22 protein-coding genes and 1 other RNA gene are annotated in these 22,003 nt (G+C 63.0%); 9 read left to right on the top strand and 14 right to left on the bottom strand.

Annotated elements, in window-relative coordinates:
- Window positions 1-70 precede the first annotated feature (70 nt).
- From ACP7E3_RS01670 to ACP7E3_RS01655, 4 genes are all read right to left on the bottom strand, one after another.
- Window positions 71-1,189 carry an ABC transporter permease gene (locus ACP7E3_RS01670; protein ID WP_057003992.1) on the bottom strand — a complete coding sequence of 373 codons (1,119 nt, stop codon included), beginning with the start codon at window positions 1,187-1,189 and terminating at the stop codon, window positions 71-73.
- On the bottom strand, window positions 1,189-3,906 hold the full coding sequence (gene rbbA, locus ACP7E3_RS01665) for a ribosome-associated ATPase/putative transporter RbbA (protein ID WP_057004028.1): 2,718 nt from the start codon (window positions 3,904-3,906) through the stop codon (window positions 1,189-1,191). The genes ACP7E3_RS01670 and rbbA overlap by 1 nt, the downstream gene beginning before the upstream one ends.
- Window positions 3,903-4,868: an HlyD family secretion protein gene (locus tag ACP7E3_RS01660; RefSeq protein WP_046381694.1), complete on the bottom strand. Its 966-nt coding sequence runs from the start codon at window positions 4,866-4,868 to the stop codon at window positions 3,903-3,905. The genes rbbA and ACP7E3_RS01660 overlap by 4 nt, the downstream gene beginning before the upstream one ends.
- Window positions 4,869-5,007: 139 nt before the next feature.
- A complete protein-coding gene (locus ACP7E3_RS01655) occupies window positions 5,008-5,457 on the bottom strand; it encodes an EVE domain-containing protein (RefSeq protein WP_057003990.1) in 450 nt (149 codons plus the stop codon).
- A gap of 195 nt (window positions 5,458-5,652) precedes the next feature.
- On the opposite strand from ACP7E3_RS01655, the gene ACP7E3_RS01650 reads away from it, so the two are divergent.
- On the top strand, window positions 5,653-5,802 hold the full coding sequence (locus ACP7E3_RS01650; RefSeq protein ID WP_090234720.1) for a hypothetical protein: 150 nt from the start codon (window positions 5,653-5,655) through the stop codon (window positions 5,800-5,802).
- A gap of 7 nt (window positions 5,803-5,809) precedes the next feature.
- Here ACP7E3_RS01650 and ACP7E3_RS01645 read toward each other — a convergent pair whose 3' ends face one another.
- The 4 genes from ACP7E3_RS01645 to ACP7E3_RS01630 all read right to left on the bottom strand — a co-directional run bounded on the left by ACP7E3_RS01645 (window position 5,810) and on the right by ACP7E3_RS01630 (window position 7,229).
- On the bottom strand, window positions 5,810-6,439 hold the full coding sequence (locus ACP7E3_RS01645) for a 5-formyltetrahydrofolate cyclo-ligase (protein WP_426122332.1): 630 nt from the start codon (window positions 6,437-6,439) through the stop codon (window positions 5,810-5,812).
- Between the two features lie 57 nt (window positions 6,440-6,496).
- Window positions 6,497-6,675: non-coding RNA, 6S RNA (ssrS, locus tag ACP7E3_RS01640), on the bottom strand.
- 30 nt (window positions 6,676-6,705) lie between these two features.
- On the bottom strand, window positions 6,706-7,023 hold the full coding sequence (locus ACP7E3_RS01635; RefSeq protein WP_017845112.1) for a cell division protein ZapA: 318 nt from the start codon (window positions 7,021-7,023) through the stop codon (window positions 6,706-6,708).
- Entirely contained in the window at window positions 7,020-7,229 is a 210-nt protein-coding gene (locus ACP7E3_RS01630) for a TIGR02449 family protein (protein ID WP_017845111.1), read from the bottom strand. Before ACP7E3_RS01630 ends, ACP7E3_RS01635 begins: the two co-directional genes overlap by 4 nt.
- Window positions 7,230-7,366: 137 nt before the next feature.
- Between ACP7E3_RS01630 and ACP7E3_RS01625 the strand changes: the two genes are divergently transcribed.
- The 8 genes from ACP7E3_RS01625 to gcvH all read left to right on the top strand — a co-directional run bounded on the left by ACP7E3_RS01625 (window position 7,367) and on the right by gcvH (window position 16,290).
- Window positions 7,367-7,924, top strand: a complete 558-nt coding sequence (locus ACP7E3_RS01625) for a YecA family protein (RefSeq protein WP_017845110.1) — start codon at window positions 7,367-7,369, stop codon at window positions 7,922-7,924.
- A gap of 20 nt (window positions 7,925-7,944) precedes the next feature.
- Entirely contained in the window at window positions 7,945-9,267 is a 1,323-nt protein-coding gene (pepP, locus tag ACP7E3_RS01620; protein ID WP_046381697.1) for a Xaa-Pro aminopeptidase, read from the top strand.
- Window positions 9,264-10,451: a 2-octaprenyl-6-methoxyphenyl hydroxylase gene (gene ubiH / locus ACP7E3_RS01615; RefSeq protein WP_046381698.1), complete on the top strand. Its 1,188-nt coding sequence runs from the start codon at window positions 9,264-9,266 to the stop codon at window positions 10,449-10,451. Before pepP ends, ubiH begins: the two co-directional genes overlap by 4 nt.
- Window positions 10,452-10,536: 85 nt before the next feature.
- Window positions 10,537-11,754: a 2-octaprenyl-3-methyl-6-methoxy-1,4-benzoquinol hydroxylase gene (locus ACP7E3_RS01610; RefSeq protein WP_169881739.1), complete on the top strand. Its 1,218-nt coding sequence runs from the start codon at window positions 10,537-10,539 to the stop codon at window positions 11,752-11,754.
- Window positions 11,755-11,912: 158 nt separating this feature from the next.
- Complete coding sequence (locus tag ACP7E3_RS01605; RefSeq protein WP_426122129.1) at window positions 11,913-12,917, top strand: extracellular solute-binding protein; 1,005 nt, start codon at window positions 11,913-11,915, stop codon at window positions 12,915-12,917.
- Between the two features lie 82 nt (window positions 12,918-12,999).
- Window positions 13,000-14,616, top strand: coding sequence for an ABC transporter permease (locus ACP7E3_RS01600; RefSeq protein WP_426122128.1), 1,617 nt, complete (start codon window positions 13,000-13,002; stop codon window positions 14,614-14,616).
- 156 nt (window positions 14,617-14,772) lie between these two features.
- Window positions 14,773-15,855, top strand: coding sequence for a glycine cleavage system aminomethyltransferase GcvT (gene gcvT / locus ACP7E3_RS01595; protein WP_079444901.1), 1,083 nt, complete (start codon window positions 14,773-14,775; stop codon window positions 15,853-15,855).
- 51 nt (window positions 15,856-15,906) lie between these two features.
- Window positions 15,907-16,290 (top strand): glycine cleavage system protein GcvH, encoded by a 384-nt coding sequence (gene gcvH, locus ACP7E3_RS01590; protein ID WP_046381702.1) that lies wholly within the window; start codon window positions 15,907-15,909, stop codon window positions 16,288-16,290.
- Between the two features lie 42 nt (window positions 16,291-16,332).
- Here the strand turns inward: gcvH and ACP7E3_RS01585 are convergent, their stop codons facing one another.
- From ACP7E3_RS01585 to ACP7E3_RS01560, 6 genes are all read right to left on the bottom strand, one after another.
- Window positions 16,333-17,472, bottom strand: coding sequence for a DegT/DnrJ/EryC1/StrS family aminotransferase (locus ACP7E3_RS01585; RefSeq protein ID WP_017845102.1), 1,140 nt, complete (start codon window positions 17,470-17,472; stop codon window positions 16,333-16,335).
- Between the two features lie 157 nt (window positions 17,473-17,629).
- On the bottom strand, window positions 17,630-18,295 hold the full coding sequence (locus ACP7E3_RS01580; protein ID WP_046381703.1) for an outer membrane protein: 666 nt from the start codon (window positions 18,293-18,295) through the stop codon (window positions 17,630-17,632).
- A gap of 183 nt (window positions 18,296-18,478) precedes the next feature.
- Complete coding sequence (locus ACP7E3_RS01575) at window positions 18,479-18,793, bottom strand: DUF2388 domain-containing protein (RefSeq protein WP_003176799.1); 315 nt, start codon at window positions 18,791-18,793, stop codon at window positions 18,479-18,481.
- A gap of 69 nt (window positions 18,794-18,862) precedes the next feature.
- Window positions 18,863-19,309 carry an NfeD family protein gene (locus ACP7E3_RS01570; RefSeq protein ID WP_017845100.1) on the bottom strand — a complete coding sequence of 149 codons (447 nt, stop codon included), beginning with the start codon at window positions 19,307-19,309 and terminating at the stop codon, window positions 18,863-18,865.
- Between the two features lie 10 nt (window positions 19,310-19,319).
- Window positions 19,320-20,240: an SPFH domain-containing protein gene (locus ACP7E3_RS01565; RefSeq protein WP_046381704.1), complete on the bottom strand. Its 921-nt coding sequence runs from the start codon at window positions 20,238-20,240 to the stop codon at window positions 19,320-19,322.
- A gap of 77 nt (window positions 20,241-20,317) precedes the next feature.
- The gene (locus ACP7E3_RS01560; protein ID WP_201021632.1) at window positions 20,318-22,000 is read right to left on the bottom strand and encodes a GspE/PulE family protein; all 1,683 of its coding nucleotides are present in this window, start codon (window positions 21,998-22,000) and stop codon (window positions 20,318-20,320) included.
- Window positions 22,001-22,003: the final 3 nt, after the last annotated feature.

The following is a 22,003-nucleotide window of genomic DNA, read 5'->3' as shown; positions in this document are numbered from 1 at the left end:
CCGCTCCCACAAGGGAATGCGTTCCACCTGTGAGAGCAGGCTTGCCTGCGATAGCGGCCGGGCAGGCACCTCAAGACGCCAGGCTCTTGCGGAACCGCGCCAGCGCCACCAAAAAGAACAGCAAGCCAATTCCCGCCAGCGCCAGCATGTCCGGCCACACCACGCTCATGCCCGCATCGCGGAACAGGATCGCCGCGCTCAGGCTCACAAAGTGCGTCGACGGCGAGGCCTGCATCACCCACTGCAACCATTCGGGCATGCTGTCCAGCGGCGTGCTGCCGCCGGAGAGCAACAGCATCGGGATGATCACTGGGATTGCCAGCAAGCCGAACTGCGGCGTCGAGCGGGCGAGGGTGGCGAGGAAGATCCCCAGGGCGGTGCTGGCAAACAGGTACAGCGCGGTCACGAACAGAAACAGGCTCAGCGACCCGGCCAGCGGCACGCCGAGCATGCCCTTGACCACCACTTCCAGTGACACCCAGGTACACAGCACCACCACCAGCAGGTTGCTCCAGATTTTCGCCAGCATGATTTCCAGCGCCGTCAGCGGCAGCACCAGCAAATGGTCGAGGGTGCCATGTTCGCGCTCGCGCAGCAGCGCGGTGCCGGTGAGCACAATGGCGAGGATGGTGATGTTGTTGACGATCTGGATGACTGCGAGGAACCAGCCGCCCTCCAGGTTGGTATTGAACAGCGCCCGCGTTGTCAGCAGCGCCGGCGCTTTGCTGGCGGAGTCGGCCTGGCCGCTGTAGGTCAGCAGCTCGCGTTGGAAAATCCGTGAGATGTAGCCGGCGCCCATGAACGCCTGGCTCATCGCCGTGGCATCGACGTTCACCTGCACATCGGGCTCGCGACCGGCCAGCAGGTCGGCCTGGAAATTCGCCGGTACGTTGATCACGAACGTGTACTGGCCGCTGTCCATGACCTTATCCAACTGGTCATACGCCAACGGCACGGGTGACTGGAACTCGGGCGGCTGCAACGCCTCGGCCATCTGCCGCGAGATCGCGCTGTGGTCCTCGTCGACAAACGCCACGCTGGCGTTGTGTACGCCAATCACCGAGCCGGCCGCGGGCATGTAGATCGCGACCGTGAAGGCGTAGAACAGAAACAGCAGCAGCACGCTGTCGTGGCGCAGGCTGGTCAGTTCCTTGATCCCCAGGCGCAGGATGTGCGCGAACTTATGCATCAAGCCTCCTGCTTCTTCAGCATGATCAGGCTAAGCCCGGTAAACCCGAGGAAAAACCCGAACAGCGCCAGGCACTGCGGCCACAGTTGCCGCAGGTCGAGGGCCTTGGTGAACGTGCCCACCGCAATATCGAGAAAGTGCCCCGCCGGAAACAGCGTGCCCATCACCGCCGCCGCGCCTTCCAGGGACGAGCGCGGCACGATCAGCCCGGAGAACTGAATGGTCGGCAGGCTGGTGATGATCATGGTGCCGAGGATCGCGGCGATCTGGGTGCGGGTGAACGCGGAAATCAGCAGGCCCATGCTGGTGGTGGCGAGCACGTACAGCAGGCCGCCGAACGCCAGGGTCAGGCCGCTGCCCTTGAACGGCACGCCGAACAGCCAGCGGTTCATCGCGACCAGCACCGCCAGGTTGATCAGGCTCACGGCCAGGTACGGCGTCTGTTTGCCCAGCAGGAATTCCAGGCGGGTCAGGGGCGTGGCGTAGAAGTTGGTGATCGAACCCAGCTCCTTTTCGCGCACGATGCCCAGGGCGGTAAGCATCGCCGGGATGAAGGCGAGGATCAGTGCCATCACGCCTGGGCCGATGGCGTTCACACTGACCACATCCTGATTGTAGCGAAAGCGGGTTTCGAGCTTGGCCGCGCCTTGGCTGTTCTGCGGCTGGCTGCTCAGCTCGGCCAGTTGCTGCAGGTTGGCCTGGTGGACCGCTTCTACATAGTTCCGGCTGGTTTCCGCGCGAAACGGCATGCCGCCGTCGAGCCAGGCCGCCACGCTGGGTTGGCGGCCGGCGTAGAGGTCACGACCAAAACCGGGCGGGATTTCCAGGGCCAGTTTGATTTCCGAACGTTGCAGGCGCCGGTGCAGTTCGTTGGCATCCTGGATCGGCGTTTGTTCGGCGAAATAGCGTGAGCCGCGAAATGCCTCCAGGTAGGCGCGGCTTTGCGGGGTCTGGTCCTGGTCGTAGACGGCGAAGGCGAGGTTTTCCACGTCCAGGGAAATGCCGTAGCCGAAGATCACCATCATGAACATCGCCCCGAGCAGGGCGAAGGCCATACGCACCTTGTCGCGCAGCAGTTCCTTGCCTTCACGGCTGGCCACGGCCAGCAGGCGCGACAGGCTGAAGCCGCGCTTGCTCACCGGCGGCGTGCTGGTTTCGCTGACGGTGGCGGTGGGCGCGGTAGGTTCGGCCTCGCCCTGGGCTTGCTCCAGGCACGTGACGAACGCGGCTTCGAGGGTGTCGCCGTGGAATTGCTGCTGCAGCGCGTCGGGCGTGTCGCAGGCGAGCACCTTGCCGGCGTGCATCAGGGAGATGCGGTCGCAACGCTGGGCTTCGTTCATGAAGTGGGTGGACAGAAAGATCGTCACCCCTTGTTCGCGCGACAGTTCGATCAGCAGCCGCCAGAAGTCATCCCGCGCCGCCGGGTCGACGCCCGAGGTCGGCTCATCGAGGATCAGCACTTCAGGACGATGCAGCACCGCCACGGCCAACGACAAGCGCTGACGCAAGCCGAGGGGCAGTTCGCCCGACGGCTGCTCGGCCACCTCGCTGAGGTCGAAACGCTGGATCAGCTCGTCGATCCGCTTGCCGCTGTCGACCTTGGGCAAATCGAACAACTGCGCGTGCAGCACCAGGTTCTGAAGCACGCTGAGTTCGCCATACAGCGAAAAGCTCTGCGACATGAAACCCACACGCTTGCGGGTGGCCAGGTCCTTGGCGTTCACCGGGTTGCCCAGCAACGTGGCACTGCCCTCGGTGGCCGGCATCAGGCCGGTGAGGACTTTCATGGTGGTGGTCTTGCCGCAGCCGTTGGAGCCGAGAAAACCGAAGATCTCGCCCCGGCCGATGGCGAAGCTGACTTTATCGACGGCGGTGAAGTCGCCAAAGCGCAGGGTCAGGTCGTGGGCTTCGATGGCGATATCGGTGTTGTTGCCTGCGCGCGGCGGGATGACCAGCGGCTGGTTGTCATGGGCGCTGTCGCCCTGGAAGTGGGTGAAGGCTTCGTCCAGTTTGCCGCTGGGGGTCACTGCCGCCAGCTCACTGCTCAAACCGTCGGCGATCAGTTTGCCGCGGTCGAGCATCAGGCAATGTTCAAACTGCTCGGCCTCTTCCATGTAGGCCGTGGCCACCAGCAGCGTCAGTTGCGGGCGCTCGCTGCGCACGGTTTCGACCAGCTCCCAGAAGCGCCGACGGGACAGCGGGTCGACCCCGGTGGTGGGCTCGTCGAGGATCAGCAGGTCCGGGTCGTGGATCAGCGCGCAGCACAGGCCGAGTTTCTGCTTCATCCCGCCGGAGAGTTTGCCGGCCGGCCGTTCGGCGAAGCGCTCGAGGTCGGTGGCCAGCAGCAGGTTGTGCATGCGCTGGTCGCAATCGGCTTTGGACAGGCCGAACAGCGTCGCAAAGAAGCGGATGTTTTCGCGGATGGACAGTTCGGGGTACAGGTTGCCGCCCAGGCCTTGAGGCATGAAGGCGATGCGCGGGTACAGGCTGTTGCGGTGGCGGCGGTTGGCGATGGAGCCGCCGAGCACCTCCAGTTGGCCGTCCTGGAGTTTTTTAACCCCGGCGATCAAGCCCAGCAGGCTCGACTTGCCGGCGCCATCCGGGCCGATCAGCCCGCAGCGCGTGCCGGCGGGCAAGCTGAAGGCGATATCGACCAGCGCCTGTTGTTTGCCGTAGCGGTGCTGGATGCCGGTGGCGTGCAGCGCCAGATCGGTCATTGCAGGTTGGCCGGCCATGGGATGTCAGCCGTGCGAATGTAGCCGGCGCCGGGCATGCCCGGTTTGGCCTGCGGCACGGCGCTGGGTTGGGTCAGGCGCAATTTGACGCGGAATACCAGTTTCTGGCGTTCATCGCGGGTCTCCACCTCTTTGGGGGTGAACTGCGATTTGGCCGCGACGAAGCTGATTTTGGCCGGCAGCGATTGGCCGGGGAGCGCGTCGAGGAGGATGCGCGCATCGCTGCCGACGGTCAGGGCGCCGGTCACCGAGGCGGGCAGGTAGAGGTTCATGTACTGATCCTCGGGGTCGATCAGCAGCAATACGCGCCCGCCGGCGCCGAGCACTTCGCCCGGCTCGGCCAGGCGCAGTTGGATAATGCCGTCGATGGGCGCGCGCAGGCTGCTGTCGTCGATTTCGCTGGTGAGCTGCGCCACCTGGGCCTGGGCGGCGCCGATGGCGGCCTTGGCCGAATTGACCTGGGCCTGGGCGGCGACCACGGCCGCATTCCCGGTGTTCTGGCGGGCCTGCTGTTGGTCGATCAGTTGGCCACTGGCGAAGCCGCGTTTGTACAGCTCCTGGGTCCGCTGGAGTTCCTGGTGGGCGAGCAGTTGTTCGCTCTGACGCAATTGCACATTGGCCTCGGCGGCGGCGAGGTTTTCCCTGGCCCGCAGCACTTCAGCTTCGGCCTGGGCGCGCTGGGCTTCCAGGGTGCGGGTGTCCATGCGCGCGAGCAGTTGGCCCTTGAGTACCTTGTCGCCTTCATCCACCCGCACTTCTTCCAGACGCCCGGGGATCTTGGCGGCGATCTGCACTTCGGTGGATTCCAGGCGGCCATTACCCATGCTCAAGCCTTCGGGCAGGCGGTCCTGGGTGGATTTCCAGTAACCGAAACCGCCAGCGGCGAGCAGCAACACAATCAGGAGGGTGGCAAACAGCTGGGAGGTGCGGTGGTTCGTGGACATAGATGCTTCCTGCGGTGTTAGCGTCCTAGTCTGACGGGTTCGGCCCGAGGGCGCTTGATGCGGGTCAAATGAAGCGCAAGCCTAACCCGGTTGCGCTGCAGATGCATGCGTCGGGCGCGTGACTGCAAGGTTCTGCGGTTCAGCCCAGCGCGAGGACCGCCGACCATTGCTCGGCGGTCACCGGCATCACTGACAGACGGCTGCCTTTTTGCACCAGGGGCAGTTCGGCCAGGGCGATTTGCTGCTTCAGATAGCCCAGGCCGAGCACCTTGGGAAACGTCTGGACGTGGGCCACGTCGATCGCGCTCCACGGGTTTTTGTCCGGGCTGGCCTTGGCGTCGAAATAGTGGCTGGAAGGTTCCAGCGCGGTGGGGTCGGGATACGCCGCCACGACGATTTTGCCGATGCCGGCAATGCCAGGCTCGGGGCAGCTGGAGTGGTAGAAGAAAAACTCATCGCCCACCGCCATCGCACGCAGAAAGTTGCGCGCCTGATAGTTGCGAACCCCGTCCCATCGCGCTTCGCCGAGGTGTTCCAGGCCGGTGATGGAGAGTTCGTCGGGCTCGGATTTCATCAGCCAGTAGGCCATTGGGGGGCTCCTGAAAAAGGCGTTGGACAGGTTGTGGGGCAATTGCATGACAAACCGACGGTCGGTTGGCGTCAAGGTTTGCGTGTTGGTTCACGTTAACGCAGAATGCCGGGATTTTAAGCTTGACGCAGCTGCAACGGACTACTTTGGAACGTTGTTGTCATCGTGTACGAGGTGCCTGAAGGGGGGCAATCGATGCAACGCAAACCGGATTTACTATGGATACTGGTTATTTTGTTTGGTCTGGGCGTCGTGACCACCGGGTATGCACAAAGCTTATGGTCGAACAAGACCGATGCGCCCGTTGAACTGACCCAGCAGCCGCTACAACCGTTCAAGCGTTAACCCTTCTTCAGGGCGTCGCGGGTTCCAGCGACGCCTGTGCGATATACCACTGCTTATCGGTGACGGTGCCCGCCAACGGCACATCCCAACTCGCCTGCACCAGCCGTTCGACTTTCTGGCATTCATGGGCCAGGCCCAGCAGTGTCGGCTTGCGCCAGTGCTGGCGGCGCGCCAGGTAAGCCAGGCTGCGGTCATAAAAACCGCCACCCATGCCCAGCCGTCCCCCCGCGTCATCGAACCCCACCAACGGCAATAGCACCAGGTCCAGCGCCAAGACCTTGCGCTGGTGGCGGACATTCACCCGTGGTTCAAGAATGCGAAAGCGATTGGGCTGCAACGTCTCCCCGGGGCGAACGCGCTGGAACACCATCTTGGTCCGTGGCCAGGCGCTGAGCACCGGCAGGTAAGTGGCCTTGCCCCGCCGCTGAGCCGCACGCAGCAGCAAGCGCGGATCGATTTCACCGTCCGTCGGCAGATACAGGGAAATATGCTTGGCCCGGCGAAACAGCGGGTGCTGTGCCAGTTGCCGATACACGCCTTGGGCGGCTTTTCGCTGCTCGCTTGGCGTGAGTGCGCGGCGGGCGTTGCGCAACATGCGTCGAAGTTGCGGACGGGAAAGCGGCGCAGGTTCGGTCATGGTTTTTCGGCTCATAAAACAATGCCAGTCCTGGGACTGGCATTGAGTTTGGGATTCAGGCTCCCCGACAGAACCGCTGTCGACTAAGCCCTTGAACCCGAAAGTTCAAGGTGGAAGAAGCAGTAGGCTTTAAGGCTTTCCGTCTAGCGGACATGCACACCAGCCAAACGTGCAACTTCCAGGGTAGTGCGAATCGGCTCCGGGACATCGCCGACTGGCAAGCACGCCAGGGAGTGGGGCGAGTATACCTTAAACAGATGCGGCAATCAGCCCTTGGATGTGTCGGAATCGTTGGACAGTGCCAGGTCCACACGCTCCAGCAGGTCACGTACCTGCTCGCGCGTCGAGCCGCTGGCCTGCACGTCCGGGCGCTCCTGCTTATGCAGCAGATCGTGGGTGATATTCAACGCGGCCATCACGGCGATGCGGTCGGCGCCGATCACTTTGCCGCTGCTGCGGATTTCACGCATCTTGCCGTCCAGGTAGCGGGCGGCGCTCACCAGGTTGCTGCGCTCTTCCTGGGGGCAGATGATCGAATATTCTTTGTCGAGAATCTGCACGGTGACGCTATTGCTTGAACTCATGAGTCTTGCTCCAGGGCCTTCAGGCGCGAAATCATCGACTCGACCTTACGCCGGGCGATTTCGTTTTTTTCAATGAGGTGAGCGCGTTCCTCGCGCCAGGTCTTTTCCTGAGCTAATAGGAGTCCGTTTTGCCTCTTTAGTTGCTCGACCCGATCAATTAGCAATTCGAGTCTGGCCATCAGCGCTTGCAGGTCGGTGTCTTCCATTGGGTTCCACTGGATTTGTCTGATGAATGGCAACTGCAGGATAAACGATCTGACGCCCTTGATAGTCTGGTGCGTCTGCCGGTGCTAGGATACAGCGCTTCATTCTAGACATTGCGCCGTCTGGCGCCTAGCTCACCATGCCCATTCAGAACTCCCCGTACGACGCTTTTACCAAACTGCTGAGCTCCAGCGGTCATCCTTGCTCGCCCGCCGAACTGCACGGCGTGTTGCTGGGCCGCAGTTGCACCGGTGTTGGCTTTGACGCCGACAACTGGCTGGCCGATGTGGCTGAACTGCTGGAAACCGAGCCCTCCGAGAACGTGCGTAACGCGCTGATCGGCTTGCAGGAAATGGTCAAGGGCGAGCTGACCGGTGATGACGTCACCGTGGTCCTGCTGCTGCCGACCGACGATGCACCGCTCACCGAACGTGCTGCCGCGCTGGGCCAATGGTGCCAGGGCTTCCTCCATGGCTTTGGCGTGAATGCCGGCGGCCTGGAGCTGAGCACCGACGCCAAGGAAGTGCTGCAGGACCTGGCGGCCATCTCCCAGGTGCAAGATGCCCTGGAAGAATCCGAAGACGGCGAAGGCGACTACATGGAAGTCATGGAATACCTGCGCGTCGCGCCGCTGCTGCTGTTCACCGAGACCAAGAAGTCCGCTGAACCGGCCACCCCCAAGCCGTCGCTGCACTGAGAAAGGAAGCCCGTCTGCCCATGATCCATATCCCGAAAGCGGAATACACCCGTCGCCGCAAGGCGCTCATGGCGCAGATGGAACCCAACAGTATCGCGATCCTGCCGGCCGCCGCGGTGGCCATCCGCAATCGCGATGTCGAACATGTCTACCGCCAGGACAGCGATTTCCAGTACCTGAGCGGCTTCCCCGAGCCCGAAGCGGTGATCGTGCTGATGCCCGGTCGCCCGCACGGCGAGTACGTGCTGTTCTGTCGCGAACGCAATGCCGAGCGCGAACTGTGGGACGGCTTGCGTGCCGGTACCGAAGGCGCGATCCGTGATTTCGGCGCCGACGATGCCTTCCCCATCACCGATATCCACGACATCCTGCCCGGCCTGATCGAAGGCCGCGACCGGGTGTATTCGGCGATGGGCAGCAATGCCGAGTTCGACCGGCACCTGATGGAGTGGATCAACATCATCCGCTCCAAAGCGCACCTGGGCGCCCAGCCGCCGAACGAATTCGTTGCCCTGGATCATCTGCTCCACGATATGCGTCTGTATAAATCGGCGGCGGAAGTGAAGGTGATGCGCGAAGCTGCGCGGATTTCCTGCGCCGCCCACGTGCGGGCCATGCAGGCCAGCCGCGCCGGCTTGCGCGAGTTCAGCCTCGAAGCCGAGCTGGATTACGAGTTCCGCAAAGGCGGCGCGAAGATGCCGGCCTATGGCTCCATCGTCGCCGCCGGGCGCAACAGTTGCATCCTGCATTACCAGCAGAATGACGCGCTGCTCAAGGACGGCGACCTGGTGCTGATCGACGCCGGTTGCGAGATCGACTGCTACGCCAGCGACATCACCCGCACCTGGCCGGTCAACGGCAAGTTTTCGCCCGAGCAACAGGCGATCTATGAAGTCGTGCTGGCCGCCCAGGAAGCCGCCTTCGCCGAGATTGCACCGAACAAGCATTGGAACCAGGCCCATGAGGCCACCGTGCAGGTCATCACTGCCGGGCTGGTGAGGCTGGGGTTGCTGCAAGGGGACGTTGACGAACTGATCGCCGGCGAAGCCTACAAACCGTTCTACATGCACCGCGCCGGCCATTGGCTGGGGATGGATGTGCATGATGTCGGCGAGTACAAAGTGGGTGGTGAATGGCGTGTGCTGGAGGTCGGCATGACGTTGACCGTGGAGCCGGGGATCTATATTTCGCCGGACAACCAGAGCGTGGCAAAGAAATGGCGTGGCATCGGCGTACGCATCGAGGACGACGTGGTAGTGACCAAGCAAGGCTGTGACATTCTGACCGGCGGCGTGCCCAAGACCGTCGCCGACATCGAAGCGTTGATGGCGGCCGCCCGATGAGCCGGGTCAACCTGGCCATTATCGGCGGCGGCCTGGTGGGCGCGAGCCTGGCGTTGGCGCTGCAGGACGGGGCCAAGGCGCGGGGCTGGAAGATCCTGCTGATCGAACCCTTCGCACCGGGCGACAGCTACCAGCCGAGCTACGACGCACGTTCTTCGGCGCTGTCCTATGGCGCGCGGCAGATCTATCAGCGTCTGGGTCTGTGGCAGGCCATCTCCCGCCGCGCCGAGCCGATCAAGCAGATCCATGTGTCGGACCGCGGGCGCTTCTCCACCGCGCGCTTATCCGCCATGGAAGAGGGCGTGCCGGCCCTCGGCTACGTGGTGGAAAACGCCTGGCTCGGCCAATGCCTGTGGCAAGGCCTGGATAAGGACGTGGTCAGCTGGCGTTGCCCGGCCGAAGTCACGCGCATGGAGCCGCTGCCCGATGGCTATCGCCTGACCCTCAACGACGAAACCGTGCTGGAGTGCGACCTGGCGGTGCTGGCCGACGGCGGTCGCTCCGGCCTGCGCGAGCAACTGGGGATCGGCGTGAAATCCCGCCCGTACAACCAGAGCGCGCTGATCGCCAATATCACCCCGAGCGAAGCCCACAACGGCGAAGCCTTCGAGCGCTTCACCGATGAAGGCCCGATGGCCCTGCTGCCGCTGCCGGACAACCGCTGCGCGCTGGTCTGGACCCGTGCCGGCATGGACGCCCAGCGCCTGGCCAACCTGGATGAGCGCAGTTTCCTCAGTGAATTGCAGGGCGTGTTCGGCTACCGCCTGGGCACCTTGAAGCAGGTCGGTGCGCGGCATCTGTACCCGCTGACCCTGGTGGAAGCCGAAGAACAAGTGCGCTCGCACCTGGCGATCCTCGGCAATGCCGCCCACAGCCTGCACCCGATTGCCGGGCAGGGCTTCAACCTGTCCCTGCGCGATGCGAATGCCTTGGCCGAGGCCTTGCTGGCCGGGCCGGCGGTGCCGGGTGACCTGGCGACCTTGCAGGCATATCGCGAGCGGCAGCGCATGGATCAAACGCTGACCGTGGGTTTCTCCGATCAGGTCACGCGCCTGTTCGGCAGCGCCCAGCCGCTGGTCGCACTGGGGCGCAACATGGGCCTGCTGGGCCTGGACCTGCTGCCGCCGGCGAAACGCTGGTTCGCCCGTCAAGCCATGGGCCTGGGCACGCGTCCCGATGCGTAGCCGCGACTACATCGTTCGGGACGGGATGAGATTAACCCTTTACGTGCGGCGCAAGCCGCCAGCGAGACAGGCTTAAAGCATGGATATGCGCGCAGATGTGCTGATTGTCGGGGCCGGAATGGTCGGGAGCGCCCTGGCGCTGGCGTTGCAGGGCAGTGGCCTGCAGGTGCTGCTGCTCGACGGCAGCCCGCTGAGCGTCAAGCCGTTCGAGCCTGACGCGGCTTTCGAGCCGCGGGTGAGCGCCTTGTCGGCCGCCAGCCAGCGCATCCTTGAGCGCCTTGGCGTGTGGGATGGCATCCTCGCACGGCGCGCCAGCCCGTATGGCGAGATGCAGGTGTGGGACGGCAGCGGCACCGGGCAGATCCATTTTTCGGCGGCCAGCGTGCATGCCGAAGTGCTCGGGCATATCGTCGAAAACCGCGTGGTCCAGGATGCCTTGCTCGATCGCCTGCACGACTGCGACTTGGGCCTGCTGGCCAACGCGCGCCTGGAACAGATGCGCCGCTCCGGCGATGACTGGCTGCTGACCCTGGCCGACGGCCGCACGCTGCGCGCGCCGCTGGTGGTCGCCGCCGATGGCGCCAACTCCGCGGTGCGCCGTCTGACCGGCACCGCGACCCGCGAGTGGGATTACTTGCACAACGCTATCGTCACCAGCGTGCGCAGCAGCCAACCGCATCGGCGCACCGCCTGGCAACGCTTTACCGACACCGGCCCGCTGGCGTTTTTGCCGCTGGTGCGGGATGGGCAGGAGGACTGGTGTTCGATCGTCTGGTCGACCACGCCGGCTGAGTCCGCGCGCCTGATGGCGTTGGATGAGGAAAACTTCTGCCGTGAGCTGGAGCGTGCCTTCGAAGGGCGCCTGGGCACGGTGCTCAGCGCCGACCCGCGTGTGTGTGTGCCCCTGCGCCAGCGCCACGCCAAACGTTATGTGGCCGAAGGCCTGGCGTTGATCGGCGATGCGGCCCACGTGATCCATCCGTTGGCGGGGCAGGGGGTGAACCTCGGTTTTCTCGATGCGGCGGTGCTGGCCGAGGTGCTGCTATCGGCGAGCGAACGCGGCGAGCGCCTGGCGGATGTGAAAGTGCTGAGCCGTTACGAGCGTCGGCGCATGCCGCACAACCTGGCGCTGATGGCGGCGATGGAAGGTTTCGAGCGCTTGTTCCAGGCCGACCAACTGCCGTTGCGTTGGCTGCGCAATGCCGGCTTGAAGGTGGTCGACCAGATGCCGGAAGCCAAGGCGATCTTCGTGCGCCAGGCCCTTGGCTTGAGCGGGGATCTGCCGGAACTGGCCAGGCCCTGACACACCCTGCAGCCCGGGCCTGCCCGCGATGAGGCGATACGTCGCACTGCCGAACGCGGCTTTGCAACATCTCGTAACGCCTCACTCGAGTGAGTGATTGAGATGCTAAATGTGAGTCCTTATCATTTGTACTCTTTTGTTCACGAGAGACCGCACCCATGTCGGCACCCAAGCGCCTCCTGACTGCCCTGGCACTCACCCTCATCGGCAGCACCACCGTGCAGGCGGCCGACGAAGTCGTGGTCTACTCCTCGCGCATCGACGAACTGATCAAGCCGGTGTTCGACGCCTACACCCAGAAAACCGGGGTGCAGGTGAAGTTCATCACCGACAAGGAAGCCCCGCTGATGCAGCGCATCAAGGCCGAGGGCGAGAACGCCACCGCCGACCTGCTGCTCACCGTCGACGCCGGCAACCTCTGGCAGGCCGAGCAGATGGGCATCCTGCAACCGTTCACCTCCAAGGTGATCGACGCCAATATTCCGCTGCAATACCGCTCGTCCGCCCACGCCTGGACCGGTTTGAGCCTGCGTGCGCGGACCCTCGCCTATTCCACCGACCGGGTGAAGCCGGGCGAGCTGACCACCTACGAAGCCCTGGCCGACAAACAATGGGAAGGCCGCCTGTGCCTGCGCACGGCGAAAAAGGTCTACAACCAGTCGCTGACCGCCACCCTGATCGAAACCCATGGCGCGGCCAAGACCGAAGAAATCGTCAAGGGCTGGGTGAATAACCTGTCCACCGATGTGTTCTCCGACGACATCGCCGTGCTCGAAGCGATCAACGCCGGGCAGTGCGACGTGGGCATCGTCAACACCTACTACTACGGCCGCCTGCACAAGCAGAAGCCGAACCTGGCGGTGAAGCTGTTCTGGCCGAACCAGGGCGACCGTGGCGTGCATGTGAACCTGTCCGGCATCGGCCTGACCAAATACGCGCCGCACCCGGAAGCAGCCAAGGCGCTGGTGGAGTGGATGACCACGCCTGAGGCGCAGAAGATCTTTGCCGACGTGAATCAGGAGTTCCCAGCCAACCCGACGGTGGCGCCGTCGGCTGAAGTGGCCAGTTGGGGCAAGTTCGTGGCGGACACCTTGCCGGTGGAAGTGGCGGGCAAGCGCCAGGCCGAGGCGATTCGCCTGATGGATCGGGCCGGCTGGAACTGAATGTGTAGGTGGGAGGGGGCTTGCTCCCTCCCACACTGTTTTGTGTCTGTCTGTAGATCATCCATTCCCAGGGAATTTGCTCTTGGCCCACCCCGCCCAACGCCGCTGGTACCTGCCGGTCTTCAGCGTCGCCGCCCTGGTGTTGCTGCCGCTGAGCGTGCTGTTGCTGTCCTGGCAAAGCATCGACGCGCAGATCTGGTCCCATCTGTGGGAAACCCAGATGCCGCGCCTGCTGGGCAATACCTTGACCCTGGTGCTCGGCGTCGGCGTCGGCGTGACCTTGCTGGGTGTGAGCCTGGCATGGCTGACCAGCCTCTGCGAATTTCCCGGGCGGCGCTGGCTCGACTGGGCGCTGATGCTGCCGTTCGCGATCCCGGCGTATGTGCTGGCGTTTGTGTTTGTCGGCCTGCTGGACTTCTCGGGGCCGGTGCAAACCCTGCTGCGTGACGCGTTCGGCAGCGACGTGCGCCTGCCCCGCGTGCGTTCCACCGGTGGGGTGGTCATTGTGTTGGTGCTGGTGTTCTATCCCTACGTCTACCTGCTGGCGCGCACGGCGTTCCTGGCCCAGGGCAAGGGCTTGATGGAAGCGGCGCGCGTGCTGGGGCAATCGCCCTGGCAAGCCTTCTGGCGCGTGGCCCTGCCCATGGCGCGGCCGGCGATTGGCGCCGGCGTGGCCCTGGCGCTGATGGAGACCCTGGCGGATTTCGGTGCGGTCTCGGTGTTCAACTTCGATACCTTCACCACCGCGATCTACAAGACCTGGTACGGCTTTTTCAGCCTGTCCAGCGCGGCCCAGCTGGCCAGCCTGTTGCTGCTGGTGGTGATGCTGGTGCTCTACGGCGAGCGTCGTGCCCGCGGTGCCAGTCGGCCGAGCAATGAGCGGCCGCGCGGCAAGGCGCTGTATCACCTGCGCGGCTGGAAGGCGGCGGCGGCCAGTGGTTGGTGCGGCCTGGTGTTTGCCTGTGCCTTTGTCATTCCGATGCTGCAACTGCTCGCCTGGTTCTGGCAGCGCGGCCGTTTCGATCTGGACGAGCGCTATACCGGCCTGATCGTCCACACCCTGTACCTGGGCGGTATCGCGGCGCTGGTCACGGTCAGCGTGGCCCTGATACTGGCCTTCGCCAACCGCCTGGCGCCGACCCGGGCAATTCGTTCCGGCATCAGCCTGGCCAGTGTCGGGTATGCGTTGCCGGGCTCGGTACTGGCGGTGTCGATCATGTTGGCGTTCAGCTACCTGGACCGTGAGCTGGTGGTGCCGTTGTCGGGCTGGCTCGGTGGCGCGGGCAAGCCCTTGTTGCTGGGCAGCTTGGCGGCATTGGTGCTGGCGTATCTGGTGCGTTTCCTGGCGGTGGCTTACGGGCCGCTGGAAAACAGCCTGGCGCGTATCCGTCCATCGTTGCCCGAAGCGGCGCGCAGTCTTGGGGTGAGCGGTCCACGACTGTTTTGCAAAGTGTATCTTCCGCTGTTGCTGCCGGGCACCCTGAGCGCAGCGTTGCTGGTGTTCGTCGATGTACTCAAGGAAATGCCGGCGACCCTGCTGATGCGCCCGTTTGGCTGGGACACCCTGGCGGTGCGGATCTTTGAGATGACCAGTGAAGGGGAGTGGGCGCGGGCGTCATTGCCGGCCTTGACCTTGGTGCTGGTGGGCCTGTTGCCGGTGGTCGGGCTGATACGACGTTCCGCTCGGCAAATCGGTTAGGTGCCAGTCCTACGGCTTGAGGCTACAATGCGCGGCATTCGGTACGCTCCGTGTTTCGGACCGGCTCGTCGGATGTGGCTGCAGGCCCTTTGATTCAAGGGGTTAAGCCCATCCTGCAGCCCTGCGTACCTTCGCCAAGCCCGGAAGGAGAAACCCATGGGACAGCGCACGCCTTTGTATGACCTGCATCTCGCCCTCGGCGCGAAAATGGTCGATTTTGGCGGTTGGGATATGCCTCTGCACTATGGCTCGCAAGTTGAAGAACACCATCAGGTGCGACGCGACTGCGGGGTGTTCGATGTATCTCATATGACCGTGATCGATGTCACCGGCCCCCAGGCCAAGGAATGGCTCCAGTACCTGCTGGCCAATGACGTCGACCGTTTGCACGGCTGCGGCCGTGCGTTGTACAGCGCCATGCTCAACGAGCACGGCGGGGTGGTGGACGACATGATCGTCTACCGTACCGAAGCCGGTTATCGGCTGGTGGTCAACGCCGCCACCCGTGACCAGGACATGGCCTGGATGCAGGCGCAGTTGGGCTCTTACCCGGTGCAACTGCACGAGCGCTCCGAACTGGCCATGCTCGCTATCCAAGGCCCCCACGCCCGGCAGAAAATCGCCGAACTGGTGACCCAGTCGCGTGGCACCCTGATCCACCAGCTCAAGCCCTTCGAAGGTCAGGCCGATGGCGACTGGTTTATCGCCCGCACCGGCTACACCGGCGAAGACGGCCTGGAAATTGTCCTGCCGGCCGATCAGGCCCCGGGTTTTTTCAACGACCTGGTGGGCGCGGGGATTTCCCCCATCGGCCTCGGCGCCCGCGACACCCTGCGCCTGGAAGCCGGCATGAACCTGTATGGCCAGGATATCCACCAGGACGTTTCGCCCCTGGCGGCCAACATGGCCTGGAGCATTGCCTGGGAACCGGCCGCGCGCCGTTTCATCGGCCGCGCCGCGCTGGAAGCCGAACTGGCGGCCGGGGTGCAGACCAAATTGGTCGGTTTGGTACTGGAAGAACGTGGGGTTTTACGCGCTCACCAGGTGGTTCGTATCGCCAATGTTGGCGAAGGGGAGATCACCAGTGGTAGTTTCTCTCCTACGCTGAGTAAATCCATTGCTTTGGCGCGTGTACCGACGGCGACTGCCGATCGGGCCGAAGTGGAGATCCGCGGCAAGTGGTATCCGGTTCGAGTGGTCAAACCGACCTTCGTGCGCCATGGTAAAACCTTGATCTAACTATTCCGGCAGGCCAGTGGCCGCTGACATTTCTTCTTGAGGACATAGACTATGAGCGATATCCCTGCCGGCCTGCGTTATGCCGAAAGTCACGAATGGGCCCGTTTGGAAGCTGACGGCACTGTGACCGTCGGCATCTCCGACCATGCCCAGGAAGCCTTGGGTGATGTGGTGTTTGTTGAGTTGGCCGAAATCGGCAAAGCGTTTGCGGTGGGGGACGCGGCGGGTGTCGTGGAGTCGGTTAAAGCGGCTTCGGACATCTACTCGCCAGTTGCTGGCGAAGTGATTGCTGTTAACGAGGAACTGAGCGGCAGCCCTGAGTTGTTGAACAGCGACCCTTACGGCGCCTGGATCTTCAAGCTCAAGCCCAGCAACCCGGCCGACCTGGAAAAACTGCTCGATGCCGCCGGCTACAAAGCCGCCATCGGCGAGTGATCCCGCTGCAGGAGCCGGTCATCCGGCTCCTGCAACAGCCTTTCAGCGCTTCAGCACGGCCTTCACCGCCGCTACCGAGCGTTCCACATCTGCCTCTGTCATTGCTGTGAACATCGGCAACGACACGATCAAACGCCCAACACGTTCTGCTACAGGGAACATGCCTTCCTTGAACCCGCGTGCCCGATACAGGCTCAACAGGTGGATTGGCGGGTAGTGATAGCCAATGCCGACGCCGTGGGCCTGCATCTGCTCCATGAATGTGGCGCGGGCCGGCAGCCCGTCCTGGCGCTCCGGCAGGACCAGTTGGAACAGGTGCCAGTTGCTGTTTTCGAAATCCGCCGGTGGCAGTTGCGCACCGTATTGCTCTTCAAAATCACTGCCGAAGCACTTGAAGTAGTGCCGCGCCAGGTTCTGGCGATGGGCGGTGATCTCCTGGATATGGGCAAATTGCCCCAGGCCGATGGCGGCGGCGATGTCGGTCATGTTGAACTTGCCGCCCAGCACATCCACGTCCAGGCCGTCGAAGCCGGTGCGGGTCACGCCCTGCAAGCGGTACTTCTCTGCCAGGCGTGCTTCGTCGGCGTTGTTCAGCACCAGGCAGCCGCCCTCGGAAGAGGTGATGTTCTTGTTTGCCTGGAAGCTGAACGACACGAAGTCGCCGGTGGCGCCGATCCGTTCACCGTCCCAGCTCGAACCCAGGGCCTGGGCGGCATCTTCAACGATACGCAGGTTGTACTTGTTGGCCAGTGCGTAAAGCATCGGCATATCCAGCGGCAGGCCGGCCAGGTACACCGGGATGATCGCCTTGGTGCGCGGGGTGATGGCTGCTTCGACCTGGGCCAGGTCGATATTGCGGGTTACCGGGTCGATATCGGCAAACACCGGCGTGGCGCCGACTTCCAGAATCACGTTGGCCGTGGCAACCCAGGAGATCGGCGTGGTGATGACTTCATCGCCCGGCCCGATACCGGCGATGCGCAAGGCAATCTCCATGGTGCAGGTGCCCGAGTTGAAGGTGCGTACCGGTCGCCCGCCAAAGTATTCCGACAGTTGCGCTTCGAATGCCTGCACTTTCGGCCCGCTGGTGATCCAGCCTGAACGCAGTACATCACCGACCGCCGAGATGGTGGCTTCATCAATGGTAGGTTTGGAAAATGGCAGAAAGGGCTGTTGGCTCATGACGACGAAGGCATCCGTTTCAGATAGACGATGAGAGAAGGCATATCAGTACCGGCATGGTTGCACGGCGTGACTGAATATAGCCTGTCTTCTGTGAACGAAACGTCACCCAAACGGTGAAAAATGCCGCGTCGAGCGCGGCATTTTTTGCTGCGAGTCAGAAGGAAACGCGCGCTTCCAGAAACATATTCTGCTCTTTGAGCTTGCCTTTGAGCTGCTCATCCCGTGCGTTCACGCGGTTGGCGAAGGTGTTGTAGCCGGTTTCCACATCGCCCATGGCGGTGTAACGGTAACCCGCGCCGAGGGTGAGTTGTTCGCTGACCTTGGCCTCCAGCCCCATGCCGACGCTGTAGGCGAAATTGTGCTGGCGGTGGCTGGCAAAGCGCCGGGTCTCGTTGGTCTGGTAGCCCTCGGCGTCGATCCGCGCCACCCCCACGCCGGCCATACCGTAAAACGACAGCCAATCATTGAGTGGGATGTCCTTGTAGCCATTGAGCATCAAGCGCTGGCTGTGGACCTGTTGGCTGTTGACGTTGGCATTGAAGGGCGCCCAGTAGGATTTGAAGGTCGAATGCTTCGGCATGGTGTATTCCCCTTCCAGGCGCCAGCCATCGGCAAACGCATAACCTACGGCGAAAGAGGCGACGATTGACTTGCTGCTGTCGGGCGCCTCCACCCGTTCGGTGACGCGTGGGCTGGTCAGCAGGGCGCTGGAGAGGTTCTGACGGGCGTGGTTGAGCTTCAACGATCCGTACCCGTTTTCTGCATGGGCATGGGGGGTAAAGAACACAGAGAACAGCAGCGCGTAGGCGAGTTTTTGCATGGAAGGGATTCGCTCGATGGAAAAGGAATCCTTAGCTTGTTGCCTGGCTCTTGAGGGCTCGACAGGACTTCTCTGCCCGCGGCTGGAAAAAATAGACTATCTGCGTAGTGCCCGGGGGCGATGACTGTAGGAAATGATCAAAAAAAATGCCGCTGGGAAGCGGCATTCTTTATGGGGCGAGGATTACTCGGTGACAGCGTTTTTCGCGAGGATGGCGTTGGCCAATTCCATGTCCGTGGCCTGGAGGCCAGGGTTATCGGCGCGGACTTTCTGCATGGCGGCTTCCAGGTACGGGCCGCGGATGCCGCCGTCGCTGGCAACGAAGCTGCCTGCGTCGTCTTGGGCGGCAACCACCAGCTTGTGGTCCTTGAAGGTCAGGTACGTCGAGCCGGTCGTGGCGCCCGATGAGATGACATTACGCCAGAAGCTATCGGCCATGGCTGAGCCGACAGGTAGGGAAAGCACAGCGAGGGTGGCGACAGCATATTTGAGACGCATGGCGGGTGACTCCGGGTGGGTTATCTGTACTCTATGATTGTAGTTAGCCCAATCGAGTTCCATCACTGACTAAACAGTTTCAACCTGCAAAACCGTCCCCTCCTGTGCAACCACGCATACATGAGCGCCTACGGGGGTGTCCGGGCCGGTCACGATCCACACGCCATCACCGACTTTTATCTTGCCGCGACCATCCACAATTGCCTGATGCACGACAAACGTATGGCCGATCAATTCTGAACCGCGCTCGTTGAGCCCCGGTTGGTCGCTGGCCTTGGCGCTGCTGCGCTGGCGTTTCCACCAGTACACCGCCGTCAATATCGACAACACGGCGAACAGCAGTAGTTGCCATTCCAACCCGAGCGGCGGTACCAGGAACTTGATCACGCCCACGGCGGCCGCGGCGATCCCCATCCACAACAGGTAGCCGCCGGCGCCGAACACTTCAAGAATCAGCAGCACCGTGCCCAGTGCCAGCCAATCCCAAAACGAAAGATGCTGCAGGAAATCCCACATGGCGATGGCCTCAGCCTTTCTTGTTGTCGAAAGTCGCTTTGACGATTTCGCCGATACCGCCGACAGCGCCGATCACCTGGCTGGCTTCCAGCGGCATGAGGATCACCTTGCTGTTGTTGGCCGAAGCCAGTTTGCCCAGCGCGTCGATGTATTTCTGGGCGACGAAGTAGTTGATGGCCTGCACGTTACCGGTGGCGATCGCTTCGGACACTACCTGGGTGGCGCGGGCCTCTGCCTCGGCTTGACGTTCGCGGGCTTCGGACTCCAGGAACGCGGCTTGGCGTCCGCCTTCGGCTTCGAGGATCTGCGCCTGCTTCTTGCCTTCGGCGGTCAGGATCGCCGATGCCCGCAGGCCCTCGGCTTCGAGGATCTGTGCGCGCTTGATCCGCTCGGCTTTCATCTGGCCCGACATGGCGGCCATCAGGTCGGCGGGTGGGCTGATGTCCTTGATCTCGATCCGGGTGATCTTGATGCCCCACGGCGCCGTGGCCTCGTCGACGGTGCGCAGCAGTTTTTCGTTGATGCCGTCACGTTGGCTGAGCATCGCATCCAGTTCCATAGAACCGAGTACGGTACGGATGTTGGTCTGCAACAGGTTGCGGATGGCGTGTTCGAGGTTGTTCACCTCATAGGCGGCCTGGGCGGTGTTGACCACCTGGAAGAAGCACACGGCGTCGATCTGCACGGTGGCGTTGTCGGCGGTGATCACTTCCTGGGGCGGGATATCCAGCACGCTTTCCATCACGTTGATCTTGCGACCGATGCGGTCCATGACTGGGATGATGATGTTGAGGCCGGGCTTGAGCGTATTGGTGTAGCGGCCGAAGCGCTCGACCGTCCACTGATAGCCCTGGGGCACCACTTTGAAGCCCATGAACAGGATGGCGATGGCCAATCCCACGAAAAGAAGCAGTACGGTTCCGATCTGCATAGCGATTCCCTATCTGAAGATGTCAGTGAAACGACGTTCGGCCGATTGTAACGGGGTTGTCTGCGATAAGAAGGGTTTCACCGCCCGACAGCCAACGGATTTGTTTCTGAATCCCCAGGCGTGGTGCGCAGGATTTCCGCCAGGCTGGTCAACCCGGCTTCGACCTTGTGCATGCCGGCCATTCGCAGGCTGCACATCCCTTGCTGGAGCGCCGCCCGGCGCAAGGCCTGCACGTCGGTGCCGGGGGTGATCAGCGACTTGAGCGCGTCGTCCAGCACCATGATTTCGTAGACCCCGGCGCGCCCGCGATAACCGCTGTCACGGCACTCCGCGCACCCGATGGCTTCAGTGTCGTTGCTGCTGGTTGTGCGTTTGCAGCGTGGGCACAAGAGCCGCACCAAGCGCTGCGCCATCACTCCCAGTAGTGTGGCCTTGATCAAATAATAAGCAATGCCCAGTTCCTGCAATCGGCTGATCGCACTCGGCGCATCGTTGGTGTGCAGGGTCGACAGCACCAGATGCCCGGTCAGCGCGGCCTGGATCGCCATCTCGGCGGTTTCCTGGTCGCGGATCTCGCCGATCATGATGATGTCCGGGTCCTGGCGCAGCAGTGCGCGAATGCCGCTGGCGAAGCTCAGGTCGATATTGTGCTGCACCTGCATCTGGTTGAATGCCGGCTCGACCATCTCGATCGGGTCTTCCACCGTACACAGGTTGACCTCGCGGCTCGCCAGGCGCTTGAGGGTGGTGTAGAGGGTGCTGGTCTTGCCGGAGCCGGTAGGGCCGGTGACCAGGATGATGCCGTGGCTCTGGCGGGTCAGGCTGTGCCAGCGTTGCTGGTCCTGGGCCGACAGGCCAAGCTGGTCGAAGTCCTTGAGCAGGACCTGGGGGTCGAAAATCCGCATCACCAGTTTCTCGCCGAACGCCGTGGGCAAGGTTGAAAGGCGCAATTCCACTTCCGCGCCCGCCGGGCTTTTGGTCTTGACCCGCCCGTCCTGCGGTTTGCGTTTTTCTGCCACGTTCATCCGGCCCAGGCTTTTCAGGCGGCTGACCACCGCCATCGTGACCTGGGGCGGAAACTGGTAGACGTCATGCAGCAGCCCGTCGATGCGAAAACGCACGCGGCCCTGCTCGCGACACGGCTCGATATGGATATCGCTGGCCCGCTGGCCGAACGCGTACTGCAACAGCCAGTCGACGATATTGACGATATGCGCGTCGTTGGCGTCCGGCGCCTGGTCGCCGGCGCCGAGGTTGAGCAACTCGAAATGTGCCGGCGCGGGCGTTGTTTGATCGGCGCCGCTGACGGACTTCGCCAGGCGATAAAACTCGCCGATGCAGCGCTGGATGGCCTGTGGGTTGGCGACCACGCGTTTGATCGAACGCTTGAGCACCTGCGCCAGCCCGGCTTCCCAGGCAGTGACGTAAGGCTCGGCACTGGCGACCGTGACGCTCTGCGCATCCACGGCCACCGCAAGAATGCCGTGGCGCTGGGCGAAGGCGTGGGACATCAGCGGCACCACCGTCGCCACATCGATCTTCAGCGGGTCGATACGCAGGTAAGGCTGCCCGCTGTGCCGCGCCAGCCATTGCGTCAGGGTTTCCAGGCAAGGCCCCTGGGCCGCGATGCATTCCAGGGGATGCTGAGTGTGGCTGGCCGGCAGCGTCGACAAGCGCCGAGCCACATCGAGGGTGATCACGCCCTGCTCGACCAGGGCCGGTAACAACGGGGGCAATTCCAATCGCTGATCAACAGGCATTGA

The sequence above is a fragment of the Pseudomonas sp. PSPC2-3 genome, from assembly GCF_049898265.1.
GTDB lineage: Bacteria > Pseudomonadota > Gammaproteobacteria > Pseudomonadales > Pseudomonadaceae > Aquipseudomonas > Aquipseudomonas veronii.
Note: the sequence above shows the minus strand (reverse complement) of the source record. Positions and strands in the feature narration are given on the sequence as shown.

What these genes read in the sequence shown, in the direction of transcription:
- ACP7E3_RS01575 (WP_003176799.1), bottom strand. Translation starts at nt 18,793, where the DNA reads ATGCGTCTCAAATATGCTGTCGCCACCCTCGCTGTGCTTTCCCTACCT.
- ACP7E3_RS01655 (WP_057003990.1), bottom strand. Translation starts at nt 5,457, where the DNA reads ATGGCCTACTGGCTGATGAAATCCGAGCCCGACGAACTCTCCATCACC.
- ACP7E3_RS01625 (WP_017845110.1), top strand. Translation starts at nt 7,367, where the DNA reads ATGCCCATTCAGAACTCCCCGTACGACGCTTTTACCAAACTGCTGAGC.
- ubiH (WP_046381698.1), top strand. Translation starts at nt 9,264, where the DNA reads ATGAGCCGGGTCAACCTGGCCATTATCGGCGGCGGCCTGGTGGGCGCG.
- ACP7E3_RS01670 (WP_057003992.1), bottom strand. Translation starts at nt 1,189, where the DNA reads ATGCATAAGTTCGCGCACATCCTGCGCCTGGGGATCAAGGAACTGACC.
- ACP7E3_RS01650 (WP_090234720.1), top strand. Translation starts at nt 5,653, where the DNA reads ATGCAACGCAAACCGGATTTACTATGGATACTGGTTATTTTGTTTGGT.
- ACP7E3_RS01560 (WP_201021632.1), bottom strand. Translation starts at nt 22,000, where the DNA reads ATGCCTGTTGATCAGCGATTGGAATTGCCCCCGTTGTTACCGGCCCTG.
- ACP7E3_RS01630 (WP_017845111.1), bottom strand. Translation starts at nt 7,229, where the DNA reads ATGGAAGACACCGACCTGCAAGCGCTGATGGCCAGACTCGAATTGCTA.
- ACP7E3_RS01610 (WP_169881739.1), top strand. Translation starts at nt 10,537, where the DNA reads ATGCGCGCAGATGTGCTGATTGTCGGGGCCGGAATGGTCGGGAGCGCC.
- ACP7E3_RS01660 (WP_046381694.1), bottom strand. Translation starts at nt 4,868, where the DNA reads ATGTCCACGAACCACCGCACCTCCCAGCTGTTTGCCACCCTCCTGATT.
- ACP7E3_RS01635 (WP_017845112.1), bottom strand. Translation starts at nt 7,023, where the DNA reads ATGAGTTCAAGCAATAGCGTCACCGTGCAGATTCTCGACAAAGAATAT.
- ACP7E3_RS01605 (WP_426122129.1), top strand. Translation starts at nt 11,913, where the DNA reads ATGTCGGCACCCAAGCGCCTCCTGACTGCCCTGGCACTCACCCTCATC.
- pepP (WP_046381697.1), top strand. Translation starts at nt 7,945, where the DNA reads ATGATCCATATCCCGAAAGCGGAATACACCCGTCGCCGCAAGGCGCTC.
- ACP7E3_RS01580 (WP_046381703.1), bottom strand. Translation starts at nt 18,295, where the DNA reads ATGCAAAAACTCGCCTACGCGCTGCTGTTCTCTGTGTTCTTTACCCCC.
- ACP7E3_RS01570 (WP_017845100.1), bottom strand. Translation starts at nt 19,309, where the DNA reads ATGTGGGATTTCCTGCAGCATCTTTCGTTTTGGGATTGGCTGGCACTG.
- gcvT (WP_079444901.1), top strand. Translation starts at nt 14,773, where the DNA reads ATGGGACAGCGCACGCCTTTGTATGACCTGCATCTCGCCCTCGGCGCG.
- rbbA (WP_057004028.1), bottom strand. Translation starts at nt 3,906, where the DNA reads ATGACCGATCTGGCGCTGCACGCCACCGGCATCCAGCACCGCTACGGC.
- ACP7E3_RS01565 (WP_046381704.1), bottom strand. Translation starts at nt 20,240, where the DNA reads ATGCAGATCGGAACCGTACTGCTTCTTTTCGTGGGATTGGCCATCGCC.
- ACP7E3_RS01585 (WP_017845102.1), bottom strand. Translation starts at nt 17,472, where the DNA reads ATGAGCCAACAGCCCTTTCTGCCATTTTCCAAACCTACCATTGATGAA.
- gcvH (WP_046381702.1), top strand. Translation starts at nt 15,907, where the DNA reads ATGAGCGATATCCCTGCCGGCCTGCGTTATGCCGAAAGTCACGAATGG.
- ACP7E3_RS01645 (WP_426122332.1), bottom strand. Translation starts at nt 6,439, where the DNA reads ATGACCGAACCTGCGCCGCTTTCCCGTCCGCAACTTCGACGCATGTTG.